Source organism: Priestia sp. FW507-14D1A (assembly GCF_058781295.1).
This window is the reverse complement of record NZ_JBYSWQ010000007.1, coordinates 41,264-63,245: the sequence shown is the minus strand read 5'-3', so window position 1 is coordinate 63,245 and position 21,982 is coordinate 41,264. Positions and strand designations below refer to the sequence as shown.

At 37.2% G+C, this 21,982-nt stretch carries 27 protein-coding genes and 1 pseudogene; 14 read left to right on the top strand and 14 right to left on the bottom strand.

What is annotated here, in order from left to right; translation table 11 throughout:
- Positions 1–239: 239 nt before the first annotated feature.
- From AC3WJG_RS21490 to AC3WJG_RS21480, 3 genes are all read left to right on the top strand, one after another.
- Complete coding sequence (locus AC3WJG_RS21490; protein WP_013057736.1) at positions 240–515, top strand: AbrB/MazE/SpoVT family DNA-binding domain-containing protein; 276 nt, start codon at positions 240–242, stop codon at positions 513–515.
- A gap of 120 nt (positions 516–635) precedes the next feature.
- Complete coding sequence (locus tag AC3WJG_RS21485) at positions 636–1,097, top strand: DinB family protein (protein ID WP_028409172.1); 462 nt, start codon at positions 636–638, stop codon at positions 1,095–1,097.
- 188 nt (positions 1,098–1,285) lie between these two features.
- Positions 1,286–2,053 carry a class I SAM-dependent methyltransferase gene (locus AC3WJG_RS21480; protein ID WP_337134113.1) on the top strand — a complete coding sequence of 256 codons (768 nt, stop codon included), beginning with the start codon at positions 1,286–1,288 and terminating at the stop codon, positions 2,051–2,053.
- Positions 2,054–2,068: 15 nt separating this feature from the next.
- Here the strand turns inward: AC3WJG_RS21480 and AC3WJG_RS21475 are convergent, their stop codons facing one another.
- Entirely contained in the window at positions 2,069–2,749 is a 681-nt protein-coding gene (locus AC3WJG_RS21475; protein ID WP_050689859.1) for an FHA domain-containing protein, read from the bottom strand.
- Between the two features lie 288 nt (positions 2,750–3,037).
- Between AC3WJG_RS21475 and AC3WJG_RS21470 the strand changes: the two genes are divergently transcribed.
- Positions 3,038–3,202, top strand: coding sequence for a hypothetical protein (locus AC3WJG_RS21470; protein ID WP_155727968.1), 165 nt, complete (start codon positions 3,038–3,040; stop codon positions 3,200–3,202).
- A gap of 58 nt (positions 3,203–3,260) precedes the next feature.
- Here the strand turns inward: AC3WJG_RS21470 and cobT are convergent, their stop codons facing one another.
- The gene (cobT, locus tag AC3WJG_RS21465) at positions 3,261–4,298 is read right to left on the bottom strand and encodes a nicotinate-nucleotide--dimethylbenzimidazole phosphoribosyltransferase (protein WP_028409174.1); all 1,038 of its coding nucleotides are present in this window, start codon (positions 4,296–4,298) and stop codon (positions 3,261–3,263) included.
- A gap of 162 nt (positions 4,299–4,460) precedes the next feature.
- On the opposite strand from cobT, the gene AC3WJG_RS21460 reads away from it, so the two are divergent.
- A complete protein-coding gene (locus tag AC3WJG_RS21460; protein ID WP_013057742.1) occupies positions 4,461–5,327 on the top strand; it encodes a YitT family protein in 867 nt (288 codons plus the stop codon).
- Between the two features lie 66 nt (positions 5,328–5,393).
- Positions 5,394–5,750 carry a hypothetical protein gene (locus AC3WJG_RS21455; RefSeq protein ID WP_337134114.1) on the top strand — a complete coding sequence of 119 codons (357 nt, stop codon included), beginning with the start codon at positions 5,394–5,396 and terminating at the stop codon, positions 5,748–5,750.
- Positions 5,751–6,078: 328 nt separating this feature from the next.
- On the opposite strand, the gene AC3WJG_RS21450 is transcribed toward AC3WJG_RS21455, so the two are convergent.
- Together AC3WJG_RS21450 and AC3WJG_RS21445 are read right to left on the bottom strand one after the other, a co-directional pair.
- Complete coding sequence (locus AC3WJG_RS21450; RefSeq protein WP_337134115.1) at positions 6,079–6,525, bottom strand: GNAT family N-acetyltransferase; 447 nt, start codon at positions 6,523–6,525, stop codon at positions 6,079–6,081.
- A gap of 184 nt (positions 6,526–6,709) precedes the next feature.
- Positions 6,710–7,879, bottom strand: a complete 1,170-nt coding sequence (locus tag AC3WJG_RS21445) for an MFS transporter (protein WP_337134116.1) — start codon at positions 7,877–7,879, stop codon at positions 6,710–6,712.
- Positions 7,880–8,236: 357 nt separating this feature from the next.
- Here AC3WJG_RS21445 and AC3WJG_RS21440 point away from each other — a divergent pair, with 357 nt between their 5' ends.
- Positions 8,237–8,800 carry a YitT family protein gene (locus AC3WJG_RS21440; RefSeq protein WP_016764744.1) on the top strand — a complete coding sequence of 188 codons (564 nt, stop codon included), beginning with the start codon at positions 8,237–8,239 and terminating at the stop codon, positions 8,798–8,800.
- Between the two features lie 28 nt (positions 8,801–8,828).
- Here AC3WJG_RS21440 and AC3WJG_RS21435 read toward each other — a convergent pair whose 3' ends face one another.
- Positions 8,829–9,713: a diacylglycerol/lipid kinase family protein gene (locus AC3WJG_RS21435; RefSeq protein ID WP_169305205.1), complete on the bottom strand. Its 885-nt coding sequence runs from the start codon at positions 9,711–9,713 to the stop codon at positions 8,829–8,831.
- Positions 9,714–9,901: 188 nt separating this feature from the next.
- On the opposite strand from AC3WJG_RS21435, the gene AC3WJG_RS21430 reads away from it, so the two are divergent.
- On the top strand, positions 9,902–10,366 hold the full coding sequence (locus AC3WJG_RS21430) for a DUF4306 domain-containing protein (protein ID WP_223260182.1): 465 nt from the start codon (positions 9,902–9,904) through the stop codon (positions 10,364–10,366).
- A gap of 54 nt (positions 10,367–10,420) precedes the next feature.
- Here AC3WJG_RS21430 and AC3WJG_RS21425 read toward each other — a convergent pair whose 3' ends face one another.
- Positions 10,421–11,524 carry a citrate/2-methylcitrate synthase gene (locus AC3WJG_RS21425; protein WP_337134117.1) on the bottom strand — a complete coding sequence of 368 codons (1,104 nt, stop codon included), beginning with the start codon at positions 11,522–11,524 and terminating at the stop codon, positions 10,421–10,423.
- Positions 11,525–11,934: 410 nt separating this feature from the next.
- Between AC3WJG_RS21425 and AC3WJG_RS21420 the strand changes: the two genes are divergently transcribed.
- The gene (locus tag AC3WJG_RS21420; RefSeq protein ID WP_028409179.1) at positions 11,935–12,849 is read left to right on the top strand and encodes a LysR family transcriptional regulator; all 915 of its coding nucleotides are present in this window, start codon (positions 11,935–11,937) and stop codon (positions 12,847–12,849) included.
- 113 nt (positions 12,850–12,962) lie between these two features.
- Here AC3WJG_RS21420 and AC3WJG_RS21415 read toward each other — a convergent pair.
- From AC3WJG_RS21415 to AC3WJG_RS21400, 4 genes and pseudogenes are all read right to left on the bottom strand, one after another.
- Positions 12,963–13,343 (bottom strand): annotated as a pseudogene (locus AC3WJG_RS21415) (EamA family transporter); the annotation flags it as partial.
- Positions 13,344–13,477: 134 nt separating this feature from the next.
- A complete protein-coding gene (locus AC3WJG_RS21410; protein WP_028409180.1) occupies positions 13,478–14,302 on the bottom strand; it encodes an STAS domain-containing protein in 825 nt (274 codons plus the stop codon).
- Positions 14,289–14,954, bottom strand: a complete 666-nt coding sequence (locus AC3WJG_RS21405) for a cobalamin B12-binding domain-containing protein (protein WP_028409181.1) — start codon at positions 14,952–14,954, stop codon at positions 14,289–14,291. The genes AC3WJG_RS21410 and AC3WJG_RS21405 overlap by 14 nt, the downstream gene beginning before the upstream one ends.
- Positions 14,955–15,304: 350 nt before the next feature.
- On the bottom strand, positions 15,305–15,568 hold the full coding sequence (locus AC3WJG_RS21400) for a hypothetical protein (protein WP_102813083.1): 264 nt from the start codon (positions 15,566–15,568) through the stop codon (positions 15,305–15,307).
- Positions 15,569–15,720: 152 nt separating this feature from the next.
- On the opposite strand from AC3WJG_RS21400, the gene ytvA reads away from it, so the two are divergent.
- Together ytvA and AC3WJG_RS21390 are read left to right on the top strand one after the other, a co-directional pair.
- Positions 15,721–16,503, top strand: a complete 783-nt coding sequence (gene ytvA / locus AC3WJG_RS21395) for a YtvA family blue-light photoreceptor (RefSeq protein WP_098334396.1) — start codon at positions 15,721–15,723, stop codon at positions 16,501–16,503.
- A gap of 238 nt (positions 16,504–16,741) precedes the next feature.
- Positions 16,742–17,575 carry an STAS domain-containing protein gene (locus tag AC3WJG_RS21390; protein WP_102813084.1) on the top strand — a complete coding sequence of 278 codons (834 nt, stop codon included), beginning with the start codon at positions 16,742–16,744 and terminating at the stop codon, positions 17,573–17,575.
- Positions 17,576–17,611: 36 nt separating this feature from the next.
- On the opposite strand, the gene AC3WJG_RS21385 is transcribed toward AC3WJG_RS21390, so the two are convergent.
- The 3 genes from AC3WJG_RS21385 to AC3WJG_RS21375 form a co-directional block, all read right to left on the bottom strand.
- The gene (locus AC3WJG_RS21385; protein WP_337134118.1) at positions 17,612–18,094 is read right to left on the bottom strand and encodes a hypothetical protein; all 483 of its coding nucleotides are present in this window, start codon (positions 18,092–18,094) and stop codon (positions 17,612–17,614) included.
- Between the two features lie 138 nt (positions 18,095–18,232).
- Complete coding sequence (locus AC3WJG_RS21380) at positions 18,233–18,709, bottom strand: hypothetical protein (RefSeq protein ID WP_098332023.1); 477 nt, start codon at positions 18,707–18,709, stop codon at positions 18,233–18,235.
- Between the two features lie 142 nt (positions 18,710–18,851).
- Positions 18,852–19,610 carry a GNAT family N-acetyltransferase gene (locus tag AC3WJG_RS21375; protein ID WP_253352920.1) on the bottom strand — a complete coding sequence of 253 codons (759 nt, stop codon included), beginning with the start codon at positions 19,608–19,610 and terminating at the stop codon, positions 18,852–18,854.
- A 204-nt stretch (positions 19,611–19,814) separates the two neighbouring features.
- On the opposite strand from AC3WJG_RS21375, the gene AC3WJG_RS21370 reads away from it, so the two are divergent.
- Both AC3WJG_RS21370 and AC3WJG_RS21365 read left to right on the top strand, forming a co-directional pair.
- Positions 19,815–20,078 (top strand): GlsB/YeaQ/YmgE family stress response membrane protein, encoded by a 264-nt coding sequence (locus AC3WJG_RS21370; protein ID WP_013083841.1) that lies wholly within the window; start codon positions 19,815–19,817, stop codon positions 20,076–20,078.
- Positions 20,079–20,236: 158 nt separating this feature from the next.
- Entirely contained in the window at positions 20,237–20,422 is a 186-nt protein-coding gene (locus tag AC3WJG_RS21365) for a Spo0E family sporulation regulatory protein-aspartic acid phosphatase (RefSeq protein ID WP_337134119.1), read from the top strand.
- Between the two features lie 43 nt (positions 20,423–20,465).
- On the opposite strand, the gene AC3WJG_RS21360 is transcribed toward AC3WJG_RS21365, so the two are convergent.
- On the bottom strand, positions 20,466–21,281 hold the full coding sequence (locus AC3WJG_RS21360; protein WP_102813087.1) for an STAS domain-containing protein: 816 nt from the start codon (positions 21,279–21,281) through the stop codon (positions 20,466–20,468).
- 349 nt (positions 21,282–21,630) lie between these two features.
- Between AC3WJG_RS21360 and AC3WJG_RS21355 the strand changes: the two genes are divergently transcribed.
- Positions 21,631–21,900, top strand: a complete 270-nt coding sequence (locus AC3WJG_RS21355; RefSeq protein WP_013083843.1) for a GlsB/YeaQ/YmgE family stress response membrane protein — start codon at positions 21,631–21,633, stop codon at positions 21,898–21,900.
- The last annotated feature ends 82 nt before the right edge of the window (positions 21,901–21,982 follow it).

Here is a 21,982-nt window from a genome sequence, read left to right as displayed (position 1 = left end):
TAAAACTGTATGTCAAATGTAATTAATTCCTGCATCTCCTATATCATACAAAGAGCCCTACATATTCCATATTGTAGGAGGATTTGTATTTACAGATAATATTTCAATAATATTACAGTTCATTTACATATTAATAACTTCGACAAATTTAGCGGTTATCTAGTATATAATCATCTTAGAAATTCCAAAAATAATATTTTGCGTACTCAATAAAATATAAAAGTAAAGGTGATTAAAAAATGAAATCGACTGGTATTGTAAGAAAAGTAGATGATTTAGGTCGTATCGTAATTCCTAAAGAGTTAAGACGTGTTCTTGAAATAGATGTAAAAGATCCTGTTGAAATTTTTGTCGAAACAGATCGAATTATTTTAAAGAAATATGAGCCGAACGGTGCTTGTGCGATTACTGGCGAAGTATCTTCTGACAACGTAACAATCGCAGATGGCAAATTAACTTTAAGCCGCGAAGGTATGGAGTTATTGCTTGAAGAGTTAAAACAACGTAATTTCTAATAATAAGAAAAACAGCTGCTCATATGCAGCTGTTTTTCTTATTGATAAAGTTTTTTCTTCGCTTTCTGATTTTCAAATGCTATACTCAGAAGCGAATACATAATAAAGGAGCCTTTCATCATGACAGTTGAACAAATGACTCATCACTTTTTAGCACATCGAAACGTAACTAATGAATTAATCAACAAAATTGAAGCAGGTCACTACGAATACAAGCCTGCCCCGACATCTATGTCCGCTTTTGACTTATCTACGCATATTTTAACATCCTTTTATGCATTTGCATCAGTGGTAAAATCCGGTGATTTATCTCCACTTGGTCAAAAAGCTGATTTCAGTAATAAATCATTATCGGACCTTGCAGCTGAATATACGAAAAAAACAGTAGACGTATTACGCTCACTTAGCGAAGATGATTTAAACAAGACCATTGACGCAACTGCAGCGTTTGGAAGAAAGCTTCCTGGAAGACAACTTTTACAAATGGCCATTGACCATGAAATTCATCATAAAGGAAATTTATACGTCTACGTACGTGAGATGGGTCATACAGATCTTCCTCTATTTGTTCAGTTCGGTTAATGGTTATAAAATAGTTCATGCTTATCAGCGCCCAAACTAGAAGTTTGGTGCGCTTTTTCTTTGGAGTTTTCGGCATAATAAGTAAGATATATGGTATAATTCTATCAATAACTTCATATCTACTATTCAAAGCTTGTTTCTTCTTATAAAACGATAGTCATCATCTTTTACAAAGGAGGAATCACTTCATGAGTCAAACTGTTAATCAACAAAAAATTGCTCAAGTGTATCATCTTCCGTTTGTTTCTTCATTTGGAGGAAGTGCTATGAACCTTCTTTCTCCTCAAGCTGGCGAACATATTTTAGATATTGGCTGTGGCACTGGCGAATTTATTTCGCAGCTCAATAAGCTTCATGTCCGTGCAACAGGCATCGATTGCTCTGAAAATATGATTGAACAAGCTCGTCATCAGTATCCAACTCTATCCTTTGAACAGGTAAATGCCCTTAACCTTGCTTATTACGAACAATTTGACGCAGTTTTTTCCAATGCAACTTTACACGACATCCGTCCTCCTCACCTTGTCATTAAAAACATTTACAATGCTTTAAAACCAAACGGCCGATTTGTAGCAGAATTTTTTGGAAAAGGAAACATGGACGAAATTTTCACAGAAATCATTCGTCAATTTAAAACGTTTGATATCCCTTATAACGATGTAGATTTCCCATGGTACTTTCCTTCTGTAGCTGAATATTCTTCTCTTTTGGAATCACAGAATTTTCAAGTCACCACGGCTATTCACTACAGCCGTCCCTTCTTGTTAAAAGGGGAAAACGGCTTGCGTAATTGGCTGGAAACAAATGCAGCCCCTCTTTTTGCTCACGTGACGACAGAAACTAAAAATGTCCTCATTACGCGCTTAGAAAATCGAATGCAAGACAAATTATTTCAAAACGGATCTTGGCTGGCAGAAGCTAAACATATACGTGTACATGCTGTAAAACGAGATTAAAAAATGGACGTGATTCTATTCACGTCCATTTTCGTTAAAGTGCAGCCAATATCCTTTTCCTCGAATCACTTCGATTTCTAAATATGTTCCTATTTTTTTGCGAACCCGGTAAATCAGCGCATTCAGCTCTTCTGCTGCTACTAGAATTTCTCCATTTGACTCTACTCGTTCAGGCCAAACGCTTTTTTTTAATGCTTCTTTTGAAACAAATTGATTGTTGTATTCTAGAAGATAAGCTAAGCACGCGTATTCTTTATCTGACAGAATATACGTTTCCTCTTTTACTTTTACTTTCTGCAAAATTGGATCTAATGTGTAAAATGGCTTATTTATTTGTTTTAGCAAAGGTCCTAAATCGAGGGTTGCATCCATATCATCATTTCTAAATACTAAAGCTGCCTCTTCATTTGCTAAGGTAATGACATCCTGCTCTTTTAATAAACGAGGGGTTCCAGGCTGTAACTCTTCTCCATTTACTTTTGTCCCGTGTTTACTAAACAAGTCTGTAATGAAAAAAGCATTGCTTTCGTACGTTACTTCAAAATGCTTGCGTGAAATGTAAGCACTTTGAAAGGCCAGATAAGGCTCCCATTCTTCACTGCTTCGTCCGATAATACAGGATTTATCTTTTGGAATAGGCACGGAAGCTCCTTCATAAAAAGGAGCACCGTTCCGAATAATCAACATACCGTTCATTGTTTGCTCACACTCTTTTTTAAAATTTTCTGACTCTTATCATGTAATTATAACACTCACATTTATTGAGATTTCTTCCAACTTTGGATAACATCATAGTATAGTCAGTTATATGATAAAGGTTGTTGCCATGTAAGTAAACCTTTAGAGCAGTCCTTTTCTAACTGAAAAAATACGTATTCTTTGCCCTGCTGTAACGGGGATACAATTTTTTTGTAAAATAATTTGATTTTTAGTAACTTTGACATATGTTCTCTCTTTTTAAAGCGGAGTAAAATAGGAAAATACGTGAAATATTTACATAATGGAGGAAGACCAATGGGACGTTTGCCAAAAGATAGAGAAATTCAAGCGATTAAACGACGCGTTGCACTGGTATTGTTAATTATTGGATCATTTATTTTAACAGGTGCTAGCTTTAGCATTTATTGGTTTATGATGTTAAAAATATAAGATTTTTTTATAAAATAAAGAAAAAAGACATGGTTTTGTTCCCATGTCTTTTTTAGGTTTATTCTTTCTCAGACACTCCCGCAGATTGAAACGTAGCCATATTGGCAATCATCAGTGAAGCCGAGTGCAGCAGCGGAAATGTAACAGCAGCTCCACTTCCCTCACCTAACCGAAGATTGAGGTTGAGGAGCGGTTTCTTGTCAAGAAGCTTCATTGCACACGCATGGCCTTGTTCAACAGATTCGTGACTAGCAAACATATAGTCTCTTGCTTGTGTATTGATTTCTGTCGCTAGAAGGGCTGCAACTGTACAAATAAAACCATCTACTAAAATAGGAATACGGTGAGCAGCTGCCGCCAGCATAGCGCCTGTCATCCCGGCAATTTCAAGACCCCCTATTTTACTGATAATATCAATCGGATCCTGAGGGTTGATGTGCCTGTTTTGCAGCGCTTCTTCAATCACGTTCACTTTGTGGCGCAGTTGTTCATCAGAAATCCCTGTGCCCATTCCTGCAAGCTTAGAGACTTTTTCTCCTGTCAATACAGCTAAAATAGCCGTGCTTGACGTAGTATTTCCGATGCCCATTTCTCCTACAATCAAACATTTGATTCCTTGGGCAATAAGCTCTTCAGCTTCTTCATATCCGACTTGAACAGCCAGTTCTGCCTCACTGCGCGTCATCGCGTCTTCTTTATAAAAACTTGCTGTACCTAGCTTCACTTTGCGTTGTACAAGGTTCTTATGGGAAAGGTCAGAAGCAATGCCGATGTCAATCAGTTTGAACTGGGCATCTATTTGCTGACTAAACACGTTAATAGCTGCTCCTCCCTGTAAAAAATTCAGCGCCATTTGTGCCGTTACGTCTTGTGGATAAGCTGAAACTCCTTCTTTTACAATTCCATGATCACCTGCAAAAACGAGGACTCCTGGCGGCGTGACCGTCGGAAAAACTTCCCCGGTCATGGCCGCTAATTCCACTGCTATTTCTTCGAGTCTGCCAAGGCTTCCTATCGGTTTGGTTAATGTATCAATATAGCGTGCCGCTTTTTCGCCAGCGCTTGTTTGAAGCGCTGGAATATATACGTTTATCATATGTACAGCTCCTTTATTTCAGCAAATGTCTACCGTTTAATTTAACAGGATTTTGTTTATTCTGGCTAGTCTTTTTTAAAGTAGATAATTGGATAGAGTTCCCAAGACTTAGTTATACTAGTAAGAGTTGCGTATAGGCAGTATTTTGAAAGGAAAGATTTTATGACAACGAAACAGCACAAAAAGGAAAAGGCAGGTCGGCTCATTTATCGCTACATTATGATGTTAATTGGGGCTTCCTTGGCTGCCGTTTCTATCGAATTATTTCTAGTCCCAAATTCCGTAATTGATGGCGGTATTATAGGTATTTCTCTAATTTTAGTGTACTTAACGAAATTGCCGTTCAGTCTTCTTATCATCATCTTTAATCTCCCTTTTTTATATAGTGGATACAAACAAATTGGTCGTAACTTTTGCTTTTCATCTATGTTTGCAGTCGTTGCTTTATCCATTGTAGAATCTCAATTGCACCATGTTCCAGCCGTAACATCTGAACCGCTTCTTGCTACTGTATTTGGCGGGCTGCTGTTGGGAGCAGGTGTAGGAACGGTCATTCGTCACGGCGGAGCATTAGACGGAACTGAGATTTTAGGTATTTTATTAACAAAAAAAATCCCGTTTTCTGTGGGCGAATTTGTGATGTTTTTAAATATCTTCATTTTTGCTTGGGCAGGGTTTGTGCTAGGTTGGGAACAGGCCATGTACTCAATTCTTACGTACTATATTGCTTCTAAAACAATCGATGCGATTATTCAAGGGCTTGATGAAACAAAAGCAGCTTTTATAGTTTCAAATCACTATGAAGAGCTATCAGACGCTATTACGCATCGTTTAGGCCGCGGCGTGACGAAACTGTATGGTAAAGGCGGATTTGAAGGTACAGAAAAAGAAGTCATATACGTAGTGGTGACGCGTTTAGAAATTACCAAGCTTAAAACCATTATTTCCGAAATAGATCCACATGCCTTTACAACCATTATGGATACCCAAGAAGCGCATGGCGGCAAATTCAAATCAGCCATCCACTAACTATACATAAGCGTGGATTTCTCTGAGCATGCTAATAGCTGACTACCCGTAAAGGAGCTCACCACAATGAAAGAACAAATGTCCAACTTATTTCACCAATTAAAACAGTCGGTTTCTGATGTATCTGATAAGTTATATGACAAAGTACATACGCTGCAATCATCACCAGGAGTGAGTGTGTTTGAACTGTACGAATGGATTAAAGAAAACCCCAGCACACGTGTACAAAAGCAAACGCTGCTCGGGATTTCGTACTCTTTCTATACACTCCACATAGACGGCGTTTTTTTCTATATGGAAACGAAATATGATTATTTACTTTACATGACTTTTTATAGTCCAACACGTCATTATTTCACTTATCATTCTTACAGAGATTCTTTATCAACCGTGACTCCCTTGGCGTTTCCTATTACTAAATAATAAAAAGCTCCTCAATCGAGGAGCTTTCTTTATATGATTATCTTCCTTTTCGGACTTTAAAGATAAACAGCGCAAGTAAAAAACCGCTCGTCGCAGTTACTATTTTCCACGCGTTTAAGATTGGATTTTTTTTCAAGGTCCTGCTCCTTCCTTGCGGCTATACTAAAAATAGGATGGCCGCCTTTCAAACAGCTAGTCCAACTTCCCCCTACTATTGATACAATCATCTAACATATAGCCCACCGACATTTTCATCAATTTCACTTTTCATACTATAACATATTTTTGCCATTTAGTAGAAGTCTTAAAAGTAAAAGCTGCACTTCTCTTAAAAAAAAAGGTATTGAACCCCTGCATTTTCTTTACCGTTCATTTTTTGATAAAGGTTTTGAGTCACTTTATTTTCACTGCTGCACTCAGCGGTCATCCCTGCAAACTCATACTTTTGAGAATAGGCCAGGCAGATCTTAAACAAACGTTCACCAATTTTATTTCCTCTGTTTAAAGGAGATACGTACAAGTCTTTTAAGGTGGCTGTTTCTTTAAAATAATTGGTGCTCCACGATACGTACACCGTCGCAAAACCTACTAGTTTCCCTTCCAATTCAGCAACAAACTGGATACCATAGGAAGGATTATTCAATAAGCGCTTAATATGTAAAGTTAAAGCTTTCCGGGAAGGGGCAGGCTGCTCACAGAATTTTACTATATATTCTTGCATTAACGTAGCCAGTCGCTCTCGATCAGTTTCAACCGCCTGTCGAATGACAACCATTTAATCACTCCTTTTAGCTGAACGCTCTTAACATAATTCGATAGCCATACTTTATTTCCTTTCGTTTTCGTGAAAAGCTCCCTACTTTTACGCAAGGGGTATTTAAGGCAAACAACCTTATACGGCTTATGGTTGAGGAGAAAAAATACGATGTTTTAAAAAAGGTTGCAAATAGCAACCTTTTTTAGTTAGCAAGCGCATAATTTCGTAAGAATAAACCTACACAGCCGCTGATTACAATCAGTCCTCCTGCTGTTAGAAACGCCGCCGTTACATTTAGCGAAGCAACAGCTCCAAGCAGCAGCACCGAAAGCCCAAACGTCACATATGAAACGCTAAGCGTAGCGGAAAGTACCTTAGAAAGCTTTTCTAAAGGAACGGCCGTTTGTGTAAGCGTGTAAGAACACGTAGCGCTTATTTGAAGGGCAATGCCAATAGCAAAACTAAGTAAAAGTGAAAGAAAAGGAGCAGGCATCACTCCGAACAATAATGTAAAGAAACCTGATAAAAGACTGCCTAGTGTTACGATATGATAAAGACTTTTCTCTTGTTCAACTGAAATCTTCAACAAAACGAAACCTCCAAGAACCGTTCCAACAAAAAAACTGCTGTTGATATATCCCCACCAAGCTTCATTTTTATTTAATATCTCTTTCACAAACACGTAGACAATTGCTGATGCCCAAACGCCGGCAGCCATTCCTTCTAAAACCTCCATGACTAATAAAACCCGCAGGCGCGGATAATGCCAAATTAGCTTCCATCCCTCTTTTAACCCTTGTTTTTGCTTCGTTTTAGAAGAATGAGCGTTAATGCGAATAGCCTGCATAAATACGATTGACAAACTGAATAACGAAAATGACAGCCATAAAAGGCCAGTAGCATCCCAGCTAATGATCAGAAAGCTTCCAAGCGGATAGGCTGCAATTTGAATCGTTTGATCGGTGACATTAAACATACTGTTCCATTTCAACAGCTTCTCTTTATCTACTAAATGAGGAAGCATAGAGCTTTGAACCGGAGCTGCCCACCCATCGAAAAAAGCGATAAGCGACACGCAGCACAGAATGCTGATAAGCGACATATGCCACAGGAAAAACATAGACAAAACACTGGTTTTTAACAGCTGAGACACAACAAGAATACGCTTAGCCCTGTAGCGATCTATAAGAAAAGGCACAGTAAAACTGCTCAAAAACTTAGCAGTCGTAATGGTAAATGGAATGCATGAAAGCAGCACAGGAGAACTATTTTGAGCATAAAGAATGCTGATTAACGCAACAATATATAATACATCTGCTAAATTGGCTTGACTTTGACCAAACCATAAAAAAAGTACGGAACGATTTTTCACGACAATCCCTCTTTCTTTTTAGTATGACTGAAAAGAAAGAGAATCCTACACGTAATCAACCCCTTTTATATAGCGGCTTGCTTTTACCGACTTATTACAATCGTATGCTTTTTGCAGAACGAACCTTTTTTATATAGTAAAAAATACAAACAGTTAAACAGTATCGTAAAAAATCAAGAAATTGTCGTGAAAACGAAGTTAGATTAACTATAGAATATCAGAGTTATAGAATCAATACTTTTTACATAATTTTCTTTTTCTTCTTCACTTCTAAATAACCTAAGCTTGCCATATACATAGAGGGACGAGTACTCCTATTAAAATTTAACGTATAGGGTGAGGAATATTTTTTCGAGAGTGGTTTCGATTTGCTGTGGAAGCTTATTAATTGGACTAGGGCTAAACGGATTTATTGCTCCGTATCACTTACTAGACGGTGGACTTATAGGATTTGGGCTTATCGTATATTATGTGTTTGGAACTCCTATCGGACTGTCCATTTTCTTTTTGAACGTACCTGTCTATTTATATGCTTTTTTTCGTCATCGTCAAAACTTTTTTTATGGAAGTATAGGTTTATTTGTTTCTTTTTTTATGACAGAATGGCTCTCTATTCTCGAAGGTACGCTGGAGCTTCCTTTGCTCTTTAGCTCATTGCTTGGAGGCGCACTCGTAGGAATGGGAATAGGGCTGATGCTTCGCTACGGCATCAGTTCGGATGGGCTTGATTTAATTGCCATTATTGTATCGAAAAAATGGAAAATCAATATAGGAATAACCATTTTTATCTTAGACAGTACGATTATGATAGTGGGCTTACATATTATCGGATTTACTGCTTTTTGCTACTCCATGCTTGTTATTACGATGAGCAGCATAATGATTATGCTCTTTACTTCTCCGCGATGGCTGTCTTCATAAAAAAAACGCTGGAACTTCCAGCGTTTTTTTATTTGTTTCCGACTATCATATTGATGTGATTGTGGAGAACCGTAATCGTTGAAGGTGTCGTCGTTTCTTTTTCTCCATCACAATCTACCGTTTTTTCAGGAGTAGTTTCAATATGAACTTCTTTTGCACGAAAATGCATAAGGTTGCTTTCAGGGTTAAGCTGTTCCTCATCAGGGCTTGTTTGTAACCATGCCATAACAGGCTCGATTCCCATTTCTTTAATAACGAATACATCTAATAATCCGTCTTGAAATGAGCTGTTTCCTAGCATAGCGCGAGTTCCTCCTAAAAAAGGACCGTTTCCAATTAACACCATAACAGCTTCTCCTTCATAGGAAGCTTTTTCGCTCGTCATTTTTAATTGAAAAGGCTCTGCTTGATTTAAAGTTCTGCCTACGCTCATGTAGTAAGAGAGCTTACCAAATTTCTCTTTATTTTCTTCCAAAATATTTTCAGATACATCAGCTACGAGGCCGATTCCCCAAAAGTTTAAAAAATAATCTTCGCCATGTTTTCCAACATCCACTGCCTCGGTCTGCTTTTCTATAATTTGCTCCACCGCTTTTAAAGGATTTTGATTCATTCCAATTGCACGCGAAAAGTCGTTGCACGTTCCACCAGGTAAAATAGCAAATACAGGACGTTGCTGCAGCGGAGCAAGAGCATTAATGAGTTCATAAATTGTCCCGTCTCCTCCTGCTCCAATAATGACATCCGCTTTGCCTTCCAATTTTCTTACCAGATCGGCACCATCTCCAGGTTGCTCTGTTTTATATAAAGTAACCGTCTCAAATGCAGTGTTTAACCGATCACATATAAAGTCAATTTCATTTACTAATTTTTTGTTTCCTGCGTTTGGATTCAAAATCACTGCTGCCTTCATCTTTCTCTCTCCTCTATTCATATCTTCCGTTTCACTTTTTTTCCCTTTATTTTTAAAAAACAAACCTTTTCAAATATGAACGTTTTATGAAACCATTCCAATAGTACTTTTTTTACTTTCAAAACCTGCTATAATAATTTTCGGACTTGTATTAACAAAAGATGGTTATTGAGAGGAGCTTTCTATACGTGTCAATAAAATGCATGACGCAGCTATTTGCAAGTTGTTTTGTTTTTTTACTTTCCTCAGTCGCTACTTGGTATAACGGCTCTTCGATGCTTGAAGGACCTTTATCAGCTAGTTTGACCGGAGGGCTAACAAAGTCCTCGGCGGTTCATCACTATTCTCACATCGATTATTTGTTATATACAATTAAATTCCACCCTCAGTTTCCAATTATGATGATGGTGAGCGGAATTTATTTGATTGTATTACTATCTATTATTGGCTTCAAAAAGCGGTATGGATTGATTAGCTCCTGCTGTTTATGTATCACAGCTCTCTTATGCTACAGCAGCTATAAACTTTCACATACCCCTACCGAAGGTGAGCACGCCATGATTACCTCTAGCTTAGCTGCAGCAAGTTTATGCTTAGCAGTCGGATTATTCTATTTATTAAAGCGATTTTATTCTCAAAAAGAATATATTTAACCATATGAAAAAACGCCGGATCTACCGACGTTTTTTATGTGAAAGCGAGTTTATTTATTGATTTTGTTCAACTGGCGTATAACCTATATACGCAGACTGAGGTCGGTAGATACGATTATTTTCTGACTGTTCTACGACATGAGCTGTCCAGCCAACTACACGGCTTGCTGTGAAGGTTGGGGTGAATAGTTCAGACGGAAGCTCAACCGCTTTCATAACCGCTGCAGCGAAATATTCTACATTGGTATAAATGCCTCGATCCGGCTTGTATTCATTGAGTAATTCAATGGTTTTATCTTCAATTTTAACAATTAAATCAAATAGCCCGTTGTCTCCTGAGATTTGTTTCGATACTTCTTTTAATGCTTCTGCTCTTGGGTCATGTGTACGATAAACGCGATGACCAAATCCCATGATTTTCTCTTTATTATCTAATTTTTTACGAACCCAAGGCTCAATATTCTCTTCACTTCCAATTTCATCAAACATGGTAATAACGCCAGAAGGAGCTCCTCCGTGAAGCGGACCTTTCATCGCGCCAATTGCTCCGCAAATAGCTGAAACCATGTCAGATTCGGTAGATGAAATAACGCGTGATGAGAAGGTTGAGGCGTTCATCCCATGCTCAATTGTCAAAACAAAATAGGCGTTCAGTGCAGTAACCAAACTTTGATCTGGAATTTCTCCGTTAATCATATATAAATAGTTTGCTACATGATCCAAATGCTCGTTAGGTTCTACTACTTCTAAATCATTCATTTTACGATACCAATAGGCAATAATGGTAGGTGTTACCGCTGTAATCGCAAGCGCCTGCTCTTTTGTCGGAGGCCAGCTGTATGAAGGGTCTCCTAATGCTGAGATACATGTGCGAAGCGCGCTCATCACTTCTGTATCTTTTGGCAAACAGTCCATTAACGCAACAATATTAGCCGGAAGCGTACGATGAGTCACCATTTTTTGTTTGAATGCTTTTAACTCATCATGATTTGGCAGCGTGCCGTTCCAAATTAAATAAGAAACTTCTTCAAAAGAATAATTGATCGCCAAATCTTTTGCCCAATATCCGCGATAAATCAGCTGACCTTTCTCTCCATCAACGTGCCCTACTTTTGTTTCAGCTGCAACGATTCCTTCTAGTCCTTTAACGTATGTCATCTCAACCACTCCCCCAATTATTTTTAACAAACCGGCCCTTTTTTCTATGTACGGCTCGTTTGCAGAATGAATAGACTCACCTTAGTGGTTCACTATACCATTTTATTCCTCTTTCTTAATTGTCAGAACAGTATACAAAATGAACATTTCAACACGTGTTATTTCTGCGCTCGCGGCTTTGTTTTACAGGAGAAAAAAATATTTTTCTAGGATTTTCTTCGAGGGTGCTTTTTTTGTTAACGCTTACAAATATGTGGGTTTCTAACGTATTTAGAGGAATTTGATGTACTATTTTTAGATGAATCTCTATTCACTTCCTTATGTAAGAGTTTACATTTATTTGAATCATAAGTAAAATAGATAAATAGAATAAATAGTATGAAAACTAAGAATACTAGTGAGGAGAATTTATGGATATTCGAGAACTGCAACATTTCATGGAAGTAGTTAATCAAAAAAGTTTCACGAAAGCAGCAGCTGCAATTCATTTGTCTCAGCCAGCATTAAGTAAAATTGTAAAAAAACTAGAGGAAGAACTCGGCGTAGATCTTTTTGATCGCTCTACTCGAAAGCTGACGTTAACCGATGCAGGACAGATTGTGTATGGGCAAAGCCAAAAGCTGGTATCCACTCTTCACGAGCTGCATGCTCTGTTAGATGATTTACGAAATCTTCCTACAGGAGATATTAAAGTAGGAATTCCTCCTTTAGTAGGAACTGTTGTTTTCCCGATGATTGCAAAAAACTTTACATCAAAACATCCTCAGGTAAAATTAGAGCTTGTGGAGCTTGGCGCAAAGCGAATTGTCGAACTTGTAGAAAACGAACAAGTAGACCTTGGCATTATCGTGCTGCCTATTCAAAACCCTCTTTTTCACGTCTATCCGTTTATTGAAGAAGAGTTTAATTTATACATTCATCATGAGCATCCGCTGGCATCTAAATCAATCGTTGCTTTGAGCGAGCTTAGAGAAGAGCCGTTTGTCCTGTTCAGCAAAGATTTTTCTCTTCATGATCGCATTATTCATGAGTGCATTCAAGCGGGTTTTCATCCAAAAATAGCGTACGAAAGTTCGCAATGGGATTTGATTATTGAACTAGTCGCTTCTGAATTAGGTATTGCAATTTTACCAAAGTCCGTGTTTCCAAAGATCAATAACCCTTTTATTAAAAGTATTCCAATTGCCGCACCTACCCCAATGTGGGAGCTCGGCATCATTTTGAAAAAAGATCGCTATATGTCATATGCTACACGGGAACTTTTATCCTTCCTAGTAGACCAAGATATCATTTTGCCGTCTCATACAATGTCAGCAAACTCTTAACAAAAAAGCCTCTTCTTTCATTAGGAAGAGGCTTTTAGTCATCTTTTATATCTTTCTTCAATCTTTTTTGTCTTGCGATCAACTAAAAACAAGTCAGCAAATGGCGACTTGTTTTACAGCTGCTTTTTGAATAGCACACCTTTTTTAAAATGTACTCCCAAAGCTTCACGATTGGCCATAAACACTCCTATTAAAATAAGAAGGCCTCCGCCAATAATAGAAGGCGTGATAGCTTCATTTAAGACTACATAGCCGATTAACACTGCGATTAAAGGAGATACATACAACCAAGTAGATGGAAAAACCGGATTTATTTGGGCGATTAGCCAATAATATAAGCCGTGTCCAGCAATTGAACCAACAAAAATTAAATATACAATAGACCATACTGCGTTCCAAGGCATAATAGTTGAAACATGGATCTGCTCTGTACACAAAGATAGCACCGGTAGAAATATTCCCCCGTAAAACATTTGAATACCGTTAATTAAAAACGACACAGGACTTCAACGTCTTAACGCCATTCTTTCAGCTGAAATATAAAAAGATTCTTTAATAGATGTTTAATTATAAGAAGAGAAGTGTATACAAAAAGAGGAGAAGAATAACTTTCTTCTCCTCCACTCTTTTAACTCACATTTTTATTCACAGCAATAATTTCACTCAGGTTATTCATATAAATAATTTGCTCACCAAACGTTCTATTTTTCAGAGCAGCCGTATGGTGCGGCTTCATGCCAATAATATAGCATGTGATACCCATGAGATAGAAGGACTGCATAAAGCCTGCAAAAGCTTGAATTCCTTCGGTCGTTAATATATCTAGTCCCCCAAAGTCAAATAGAAGCGTGGTGTAATTTCCTTCATGCGCAAAGTTTTGCAAAATGGACGTATTTTCAGCTACAAGATCTGTATCTAAGTCTCCAAAAAGAGGTATAAGTCCTACTTTAGAGGATAACTTAATAAAAGAAGCGGACAACTGCTTAATTTTTTGTAATGATTTTTCAAGACGTTCTTTTTGTTCAAGCAGTTCAAAATCTGTATCTGCTAATCGTTTCCGATGGTCTTGAACAAGATTCGTTAGCTCTTGTATACGTTCATCTTGGCGAATACAAACTAAATGACCTATATCACTATCCCATTGAATTAAGCATTCAAACAGTGAATAAGGCGAATCATTGGTTTGCATCACAAGCTCTACTTTCTGAATAGCCTGGCCTCGGCTTTGGACAAGCGTTTGCTCATCATGGGGTTCGTCTACAGACAATTCTCGAGAATCTTTTTGGCGCAGGCTTAAAAACTTTCTCGCCTTTTCTTGACTAAATACGTCTACAAGATCTAAAAAATTAGCTGAAGGCTTAAATAAATGACCTGATTGTTGCGACCATTCCAAAATATTAAATTCAGTATCCACTAAAAAGTAAGGAATTGGAACATATTCAAGCATCGACATTAACTTCCACTCCTTTGTGATAACTGATTAACCAGTTATTTAGTTGGTGAAGATCCGGAATTAGGCGTGTATGCTCAGAACAGTAAGAACGGAAATCAATTTGAGAAACTAAGCGCCCCCCTACCATTACCGTTGGTCTTGGTTCTAATTTGTCCAAAGTTTTGGTATATTCAGCAAGCCTCTCAATATGATAAGGGATGCTGACAGATAATCCTACCATATGCGGCTTCCATTCTATAGCCATTTTCTCAGCGTATTCCAGAGGGAGATTGGCCCCTAAAAAGCGAGTATTCCAACCATGTTCCTCAAACAATAAAGCCACCATCTTTAAACCAATGAAGTGCTGTTCTTGTTCCAAGCATAGAAGCAGTGCCCTTGGAGCGGTGTCTGAAGCGTGTCCCTGAATTTTTTTATAAAAGCGATAGCGAGTTAGCACATAATCACATGTCGTAGTTGCAACATGCTCATCAGCTACAGAAATGATATTTTCTTCCCACATATCTCCAGTTACTCGCATTGCGGTTGTAATTAAATTTTCATAAATATCTAGGCTGTTCTTTCCCTGTTGGATTTCTTCTAGCACAACTTCCCAAGCGCTGTCTTGATCACCAGCTAATAAATAGCCTACAAATTTTTGTACTTGAGATTTCATTGTTTCACCTCAGTAAACGTAAAGCTTTTAAGAAACTTGAATAAAAGCTTCTCGTCTCTCTTTTTCAGGATCGCCTAAAATGTATACCACTTTTAGACTAACACATGTTGCCAATAGCAACAACATAAAAATAGAATAATAACTTTTTATTTTACTACACTCAGTAGAATAAGACTAGTATTTCTCTAAATATTCTCCTTTCCCTTTTATTTATGAAAAACACCTCGGCATTTTATACCGAGGTGTTTTTCCAGTCGTCATCATTTCAGCTAAAAGAATGTAAGTTTGTATCTTTCTCTTTTATGCATCTTTCTTTTTTCCACTTTCAATAGACTTTTAAACATATGTATTTATGACTCTTCTGCTCCGACCATAATACTGATAAGATAGAGCGCTGTCATAACTGAGCCGATTGTATTGCATATCAAATGAATATATTGGCTGGTCGCCATAAACAAGTATAAGCTTAGCGACAGCAGCACCGTTCCGAACAAAAAAGACCATTTAAATAATGACAGTGGCCGGTTAAACTTTAGACGCAAACAAAAAATAAGAATAAAGCCTGCTAGCGCCATCACAAAGAAACTAACATTAAATAAATTGATGGTTATCACGTTTGTTCACACTCCCTTTGCCCCTGAAACTATTATAACATATTTTTCCTTATCTTCATTCTTTCTCTAGGAGCACACGCGTCGAAAATTGTTTTTTTAATGTGTTTATGTCACAATATTTTTATAAAAATTCCAAGGAATGAGGGAATGCATTGACTACACCCGAAGCTCAAGATTCAAAATGGTCCATTTTAAATAAAGCCCTTCATAGCTCACAATCTGGCATTATCGTGACAGACCCTTCTTTGCCTGATAACCCAATTATTTACCTCAATCAAGGGTTTTCCCTTATGACCGGCTATAAGGAAGAAGAAGTATTAGGAGAAAATTGCCGTTTTCTACAAGGGCCTCTAACAAACCCGCACCACATTGATGAAATTCGCAGCGCTATCAGCCGCAATCAGTCAGTCTCTGTTACGCTTGTTAATTATCGAAAAGACGGCTCTTTCTTTCATAATCAGCTAACGATTGACCCGACATATATAGAAGAAGAAGATAAATACTACTTTATCGGGGTTCAAAAAGACGTAACAATAGAGATTACAGCCCAGGAACAGCTACAGCAAGCTTTGGAAGAAGTTGAAAGGCTATCCACCCCTATCGTGCCAATAGAGAAAGGAATCTCTGTTCTTCCATTAATCGGAACGTTAAACGAACGGCGTATAGAAATGCTATTTAATAGCTTCACCTCACGTAACACAAGGAGCAAAGATCGTTATTTAATCCTAGACGTCTCAGGGTTAGCGCGATTTAATGATTCATTCGGCCGTGATATTCTTAATATTTACAATTGGCTGAAGCTCATGGGAACTCAGCTTGTTTTAACAGGAATTTCTCCTGACATGGCCATACATATGAGCACTATGGAAGATGATATGTCTTTTATTTTAGTCTATCAAAGCATTAAAGATGCCTTACCCAAGCTAAAGCTATAAGCGCAAGAAGTGGTTCTTTATGAAAAATAGGTAAAATGCATGAATATGCTAGTTAAAAAATGTTTATTTTTTAATAAATTGGGTTTGAGAGTATACAGTTAGGGAAAACAAGGCGTATAGGAAAATAAATGCGCTTCATAATGGATTTATTTATAAGCATCCTCACTCTAGATCAGGGGATGCTTTTATGCCTTTATTTATAAATCAATTAGACTATACATATATAAGGAGAGTCTTCATGCATAAAAATCAGGACTTATATCATTTTTTCAAAGAACATTCTCTTCAATTAACCGAAGACTGGTACAATCAGCTCGACGATGAAAATGAGTTCTCTGTCTATTCGAGTAAAAATCCAGCAATTGTGAAAGAACTGAAGCAGCAAAATCAAGATTATTTTCAGCATTTATTTGACGTATTTATAAAAGATGAGGAATACTTTTTTTCCGATTTCCAGCAGTGGTCGGTCGAACTTGCACGTGACCCAAAACATTTAAGTACGCCTCTTCACTTTGTTATTCGAGAATATTTTAATTCACAAAAAATTGTTGTTAATTACTTAAAGAAGTTTATCTCTTTGCATTCAGAAGAGGTAAGCGTGGATAAGATATTTATGTGGTATGACATTATTGTTAAAGCGTTTGATCTATCTATTTATATCTTTATTCAAGAATATCATAAAAATACGCAAGAACAGCTGAACGCTCAGAAAGAGTTAATTAATGAATTAAGTTCTCCTGTGATCATGCTTCAAAACAAAGTTGCCCTTCTGCCTCTTGTGGGAGATATTGGAACGGTTAAAAGTCAGTTTATTTTAGAAAACACGCTTCAGCAATGCTCGGAAAAAGACGTTGAACATTTATGTATTGACCTGCTCGGTGTAGCTACGATTGATACGATGATGGCACAAGAGATTTTTAATTTGGTAAAAGCTCTCCGTTTAATTGGTGTGCAAACAATTTTATCTGGAATTCGACCGGAAATTTCTCAAACTGCCATTCGTTTAGGACTTTCATTTGAACATGTTAAAACTACTTCTTCTCTTGCACAAGCTCTTAATTCTATTGGTTAAGCATATGGCTCTCTATTACAGCATAGAGAGCCATATCTATGGTGTTTCAAATTTCACTGGGGTATAGTAGACACGCCCGATTAACTTTTTCCCGTTGTTATCTTTCCAGTCTGCTACGAGTATATACCGATCACTGTCACTGTGAGAGGCAGAATCTACTGTAATAGCAGATGTTTTTTTTATGTCCTTTTTTTCTACGATGTTTTCATAAATAGACTGATTACGAATTTGTTTGTAATAAAGCGCATTAGGTTTTTTACCATCTATTTTAATTGACACTTGCCCACCTTGAGAGACGGGAATACTATCTTTCATAACAATTTGTCTAAAATTTTTTCGTTCGCCAAAATCAGCTTCACATTCGGTCCAGCAGAAGAATAAAGGCTTGATGATGGCTTCTTTGCCTTCAGCTATTATTTTTATAGCGGGTGGATAAGGATCTTCAAGCGTTTCAGCTGTAGGAACCTGACATGCCGCTAATGAAAACAAAATAAATAGGATAATCACCACTTTCTTCATACTATGTCCTCCCTTTTTTGTAAACGTGGTGCACGTAAGTGAGCGGGTGCATAGTATACTCTTTCGCCTGCAACCAAAAGATTCCTTTTATAATCAACAAAAAAACAGCTGCCTATTTGTTTAGACAGCTGTTTTGTTCTATTTACTTAGCATGCTGATTTCTTTTTTCATATCTTTTTCTACATATTCCATTAAATCAGATACGTAGGTTTGAAGCGGTTTTGTTGCGTTTTTGTGATCATTCATCGTTAATTCATAGATGCTATCGATATTATCAATCATCAGTTCCATATCATCGATGACGCCCGTATGCTTATACATCGTTTTCATCGTAGGATCAAGGGAAGCTAATTCATTATATTCATAGTTTATAGTATTTGAAATATCATCGAGTTCATTGATAAATTGCTTTTTGGTTTTTTTTTCGGCCATCAGCTGATTATACTCTTTAAAAGCAGTTTGAAGGTTTTTCTGAGAGGCAGTCAATACTTTCAGCTGTTCTCGTCCTAAATAATAATCATAAATACTAGTAACAGTAAAATATCCCCCAAATGTGAGCGCGATTCCGACAACCAAACCTATCCAAAACGTGCTCGTTTTAAAAAAATGTTTCATAATGACTCCTTTTATCTGTGTTCTATGTACAACACTAGCTCATGCTGCTGCTTTTTCCTAGGATACACCAAAAACGAAGTGGAAGCTACACTTTTTTAAAAATTTGTCGAAATTTGTCTCTTTTCTCACAAACCTCAGCACATTATGTTCCATCTCTATTTCTCCATCTGTATACATCAAATTCGTTAACCGCTGTAAAACCAATTTTTTCATAGGCTGGCTTTCCTGCACTTGTCGCATGCAAAATACACGTATCCGCCTGTTTTTTTGCTTCAGTAAGAACTTCCTTCAAATATGCGGTGGCCAGGCCTTTTCTCCTCATATGTCTAGCTGTAGTGATGCAATACAAACCCGCTGTACCGTCATAAAAAAAGAGAGACCCGGCTACAGCTGGCCGGTTGTGATAAAGGCCCAGATATAACTGATATTGGTCACCGTGCTGCATAAGTTCCCTAAACCTTTCAAGAAAGTCAGCTCGATATTCTTTTGGTTTTTGATAGCCGTCTATGTATACCGTTATCCATTCTTTAAGTTCAGCTTCTGTGCGCACTCGCTTACATTGAAACCCTTCTACTCCTGTATGTATGTATTCTTTTTCTTGAATGTGCTGAATCATTCCGATCCATTTTTCAGAAGGAACAAATCCGTTTTTATGGAGAACTGGCCCAAGGTTATCATATGAAGATGGACCAACAATCCATAGAGGTTCCTCCCCTTGCCGAGGGCATATTCGCAACGCAGGCTCAATATGGCGGGTTCCTGCATATATGCCCCGATTGTAAGGAGATGCAGAAATCCATTTAATTTCTGATGTATCCACCTTCACAGATTTCTTCGTATGCTGAAAATACATCCAATGCTGAATCAAGTGCTGTTCTACTACCTCGCTTTGATTTTTCATTTTCACTTCATGTCTCCTTTCTTTTCTAAACTATGTTCCGTTTTCTATTATATACTAGTTAGTCTATTTTCTATGACTCTATCGCAGTTCTTAAATCCTTTTACAAGTTTTTTTTATTTTTTTTGCTATTCTATGAATAGTTTTCTTTTAAGTGGGGTATTAACCTATATAAGCAATACATCATTAAAAAGGAGGATGATATTTATGTCATTTTTATGGGCACTTATTGTAGGTGGTATTATTGGGTGGCTTGCCGGATTAATTACGGGAAGAGACGTTCCAGGAGGTATTATTGGTAACATTATTGCCGGTTTTATCGGTTCTTGGTTAGGTTCAGCTATCTTTGGAAGCTTCGGACCAGTTGTAGGTGGATTTGCTATTATTCCTGCTATTATTGGATCAATCATCTTAGTGTTAATCGTAAGTTTCATTATGAGAAAAATGCGTGGCAGTCATAAACATGCCTAATAAATTATTATATTAGAAAAAGAACCTCTGTTGAAAAAGAGGTTCTTTTTTTATATGAAAAATTCTTAAAATTTACTATTTTTAATTTCATAATATTGAAAAATAAACCTATTAATGTTAATTTAACCATAATCACTATAGAAAAAAGAGGAATTAACATGCTGCTTTCAACCCACTCAAAAGACAAATCCATGTACCAAATACTAATAGAAGAAATCGAACGGACACGAACGTTAATGATTCAAACGGCTGTCCGTGAAGGAATGACAAGTCCCAACACACTTCAAGTTAGTCAATCATTAGATGCTTTATTAAATAAGCTTCAAATTTTCTTTTACCAATAAAAGCCCATGATATGGTTACATACTCATGGGCTTTTGTGTTGTATTAGTCCGCTTGATTAACGTATTCCACTGCTTGGTGAAGGCTACTGAAAGTCGTAATGTCAGCCAAATCTAACCCTAAGTTCACCATCGTCTGAGCAATTTCAGCACGAATCCCGCTTAAAACCACTTGAATTCCTAATAATCTTAAAGCACCGATTACTTTAAAAATTTGGTCCGCTACCATCGTATCAATAATTGGAACCGCGTATAAATCAATAATCAACCAATTTAGCTTGTAGTCGCTGCCGTGTTGAAGCGCATTTTCCATTAGAATTTGAGCACGGTTTGTATCTAAATCGCCAACAAGAGGAATCACGCCAATTTCTTTCGTAATGCGTACCACAGGAATTGAAAGTTCATCAATTGCATAGCGAGCCGATTGGATTTTGTTTGCAAAGTCCGTCATATATGATTTACTAACCCAGTGTACGGCCTTATCTACTACTACGTTGAAACGAGAAATAACTTGATAGAAGGCATCAAACGTAAACGTTTCGGCTTTTGCCTCTTCTTTAATAATTTCCCCGATAAGATTTCGGTAATAGCTGATTTCTTCTAATGCTACATCCAAAGGAAGCTGAAGGACAACGAGTAAATTGGCTACTTCTCTTCCCCACTCCTCAAGCACTTCAAAGTTTTTTGTATCATTTGTTGAGACAGAATCAGCATATATTTGAATTAAATGAACGCGCCACGGTTCTAACTGTTGTTGAATATTTTTTTCTTCATATTGTTTTTGTTTCGAGAACTCTTCTTTTTTTTCTACAATTAAATTCGTAATGTGTTTAAGCTTTTTATCTAATAATAATGACTCCATATTGTTCTCCCGTTAAGAATTTGTTTAGTTAAAATGATATCACAAATACCGTTAAAAAAGTAAAACTAGGGGAAAAAGCTTTAAAAAGTGAACCGGATGTCCCTTTTTACGAATAGAATGAGCTAAATTGAATTTAAACCGTACATAAGCTGAACGTCTCTCCTTCGTTTTATCGTTACTTTCACAGTGAATTCTCATACATAACTCTTCAATTTAATGTTGGGCTATCTTAGCATATATGATAAATAAATGAAAAAATGTAAAAGGGTTTGCAGCAAGCATGTCGCATGACAGGGTGTGTTTTAGGAAAGAATGAAAAGGAATTCCCTATAAAAAGGAGGCTAGGTATATGTCATTTATTTGGACGCTTATTGTTGGAGGACTTATCGGCTGGCTTGCTGGTGTGTTAACGGGACGAGATGTTCCAGGTGGAATTATCGGAAACATCATCGCTGGGTTCATTGGAGCATGGTTAGGCTCTCTAATTTTTGGAGATTTCGGTCCAGAGATCGGCGGATTCGCAATTGTTCCTGCTATTATTGGTGCTGTTATTTTAGTCTTAATTGTGAGTTTTGTTTTACGCAAAATGCGCGGAAATAACAATCATCGACATGCCTGAATAAAAAAGAGAAATCAGCGTTTTGATTTCTCTTTTTTCCTTACTTCTTGTAGTAAAATATTTTAACAATGGACCTACCTGT

What these genes read in the sequence shown, in the direction of transcription:
- AC3WJG_RS21490 (WP_013057736.1), top strand. Translation starts at nt 240, where the DNA reads ATGAAATCGACTGGTATTGTAAGAAAAGTAGATGATTTAGGTCGTATC.
- AC3WJG_RS21485 (WP_028409172.1), top strand. Translation starts at nt 636, where the DNA reads ATGACAGTTGAACAAATGACTCATCACTTTTTAGCACATCGAAACGTA.
- AC3WJG_RS21480 (WP_337134113.1), top strand. Translation starts at nt 1,286, where the DNA reads ATGAGTCAAACTGTTAATCAACAAAAAATTGCTCAAGTGTATCATCTT.
- AC3WJG_RS21475 (WP_050689859.1), bottom strand. Translation starts at nt 2,749, where the DNA reads ATGAACGGTATGTTGATTATTCGGAACGGTGCTCCTTTTTATGAAGGA.
- cobT (WP_028409174.1), bottom strand. Translation starts at nt 4,298, where the DNA reads ATGATAAACGTATATATTCCAGCGCTTCAAACAAGCGCTGGCGAAAAA.
- AC3WJG_RS21460 (WP_013057742.1), top strand. Translation starts at nt 4,461, where the DNA reads ATGACAACGAAACAGCACAAAAAGGAAAAGGCAGGTCGGCTCATTTAT.
- AC3WJG_RS21455 (WP_337134114.1), top strand. Translation starts at nt 5,394, where the DNA reads ATGAAAGAACAAATGTCCAACTTATTTCACCAATTAAAACAGTCGGTT.
- AC3WJG_RS21450 (WP_337134115.1), bottom strand. Translation starts at nt 6,525, where the DNA reads ATGGTTGTCATTCGACAGGCGGTTGAAACTGATCGAGAGCGACTGGCT.
- AC3WJG_RS21435 (WP_169305205.1), bottom strand. Translation starts at nt 9,713, where the DNA reads ATGAAGGCAGCAGTGATTTTGAATCCAAACGCAGGAAACAAAAAATTA.
- AC3WJG_RS21425 (WP_337134117.1), bottom strand. Translation starts at nt 11,524, where the DNA reads ATGACATACGTTAAAGGACTAGAAGGAATCGTTGCAGCTGAAACAAAA.
- AC3WJG_RS21420 (WP_028409179.1), top strand. Translation starts at nt 11,935, where the DNA reads ATGGATATTCGAGAACTGCAACATTTCATGGAAGTAGTTAATCAAAAA.
- AC3WJG_RS21410 (WP_028409180.1), bottom strand. Translation starts at nt 14,302, where the DNA reads ATGTCGATGCTTGAATATGTTCCAATTCCTTACTTTTTAGTGGATACT.
- AC3WJG_RS21405 (WP_028409181.1), bottom strand. Translation starts at nt 14,954, where the DNA reads ATGAAATCTCAAGTACAAAAATTTGTAGGCTATTTATTAGCTGGTGAT.
- AC3WJG_RS21390 (WP_102813084.1), top strand. Translation starts at nt 16,742, where the DNA reads ATGCATAAAAATCAGGACTTATATCATTTTTTCAAAGAACATTCTCTT.
- AC3WJG_RS21385 (WP_337134118.1), bottom strand. Translation starts at nt 18,094, where the DNA reads ATGAAGAAAGTGGTGATTATCCTATTTATTTTGTTTTCATTAGCGGCA.
- AC3WJG_RS21380 (WP_098332023.1), bottom strand. Translation starts at nt 18,709, where the DNA reads ATGAAACATTTTTTTAAAACGAGCACGTTTTGGATAGGTTTGGTTGTC.
- AC3WJG_RS21375 (WP_253352920.1), bottom strand. Translation starts at nt 19,610, where the DNA reads ATGAAAAATCAAAGCGAGGTAGTAGAACAGCACTTGATTCAGCATTGG.
- AC3WJG_RS21370 (WP_013083841.1), top strand. Translation starts at nt 19,815, where the DNA reads ATGTCATTTTTATGGGCACTTATTGTAGGTGGTATTATTGGGTGGCTT.
- AC3WJG_RS21365 (WP_337134119.1), top strand. Translation starts at nt 20,237, where the DNA reads ATGCTGCTTTCAACCCACTCAAAAGACAAATCCATGTACCAAATACTA.
- AC3WJG_RS21360 (WP_102813087.1), bottom strand. Translation starts at nt 21,281, where the DNA reads ATGGAGTCATTATTATTAGATAAAAAGCTTAAACACATTACGAATTTA.
- AC3WJG_RS21355 (WP_013083843.1), top strand. Translation starts at nt 21,631, where the DNA reads ATGTCATTTATTTGGACGCTTATTGTTGGAGGACTTATCGGCTGGCTT.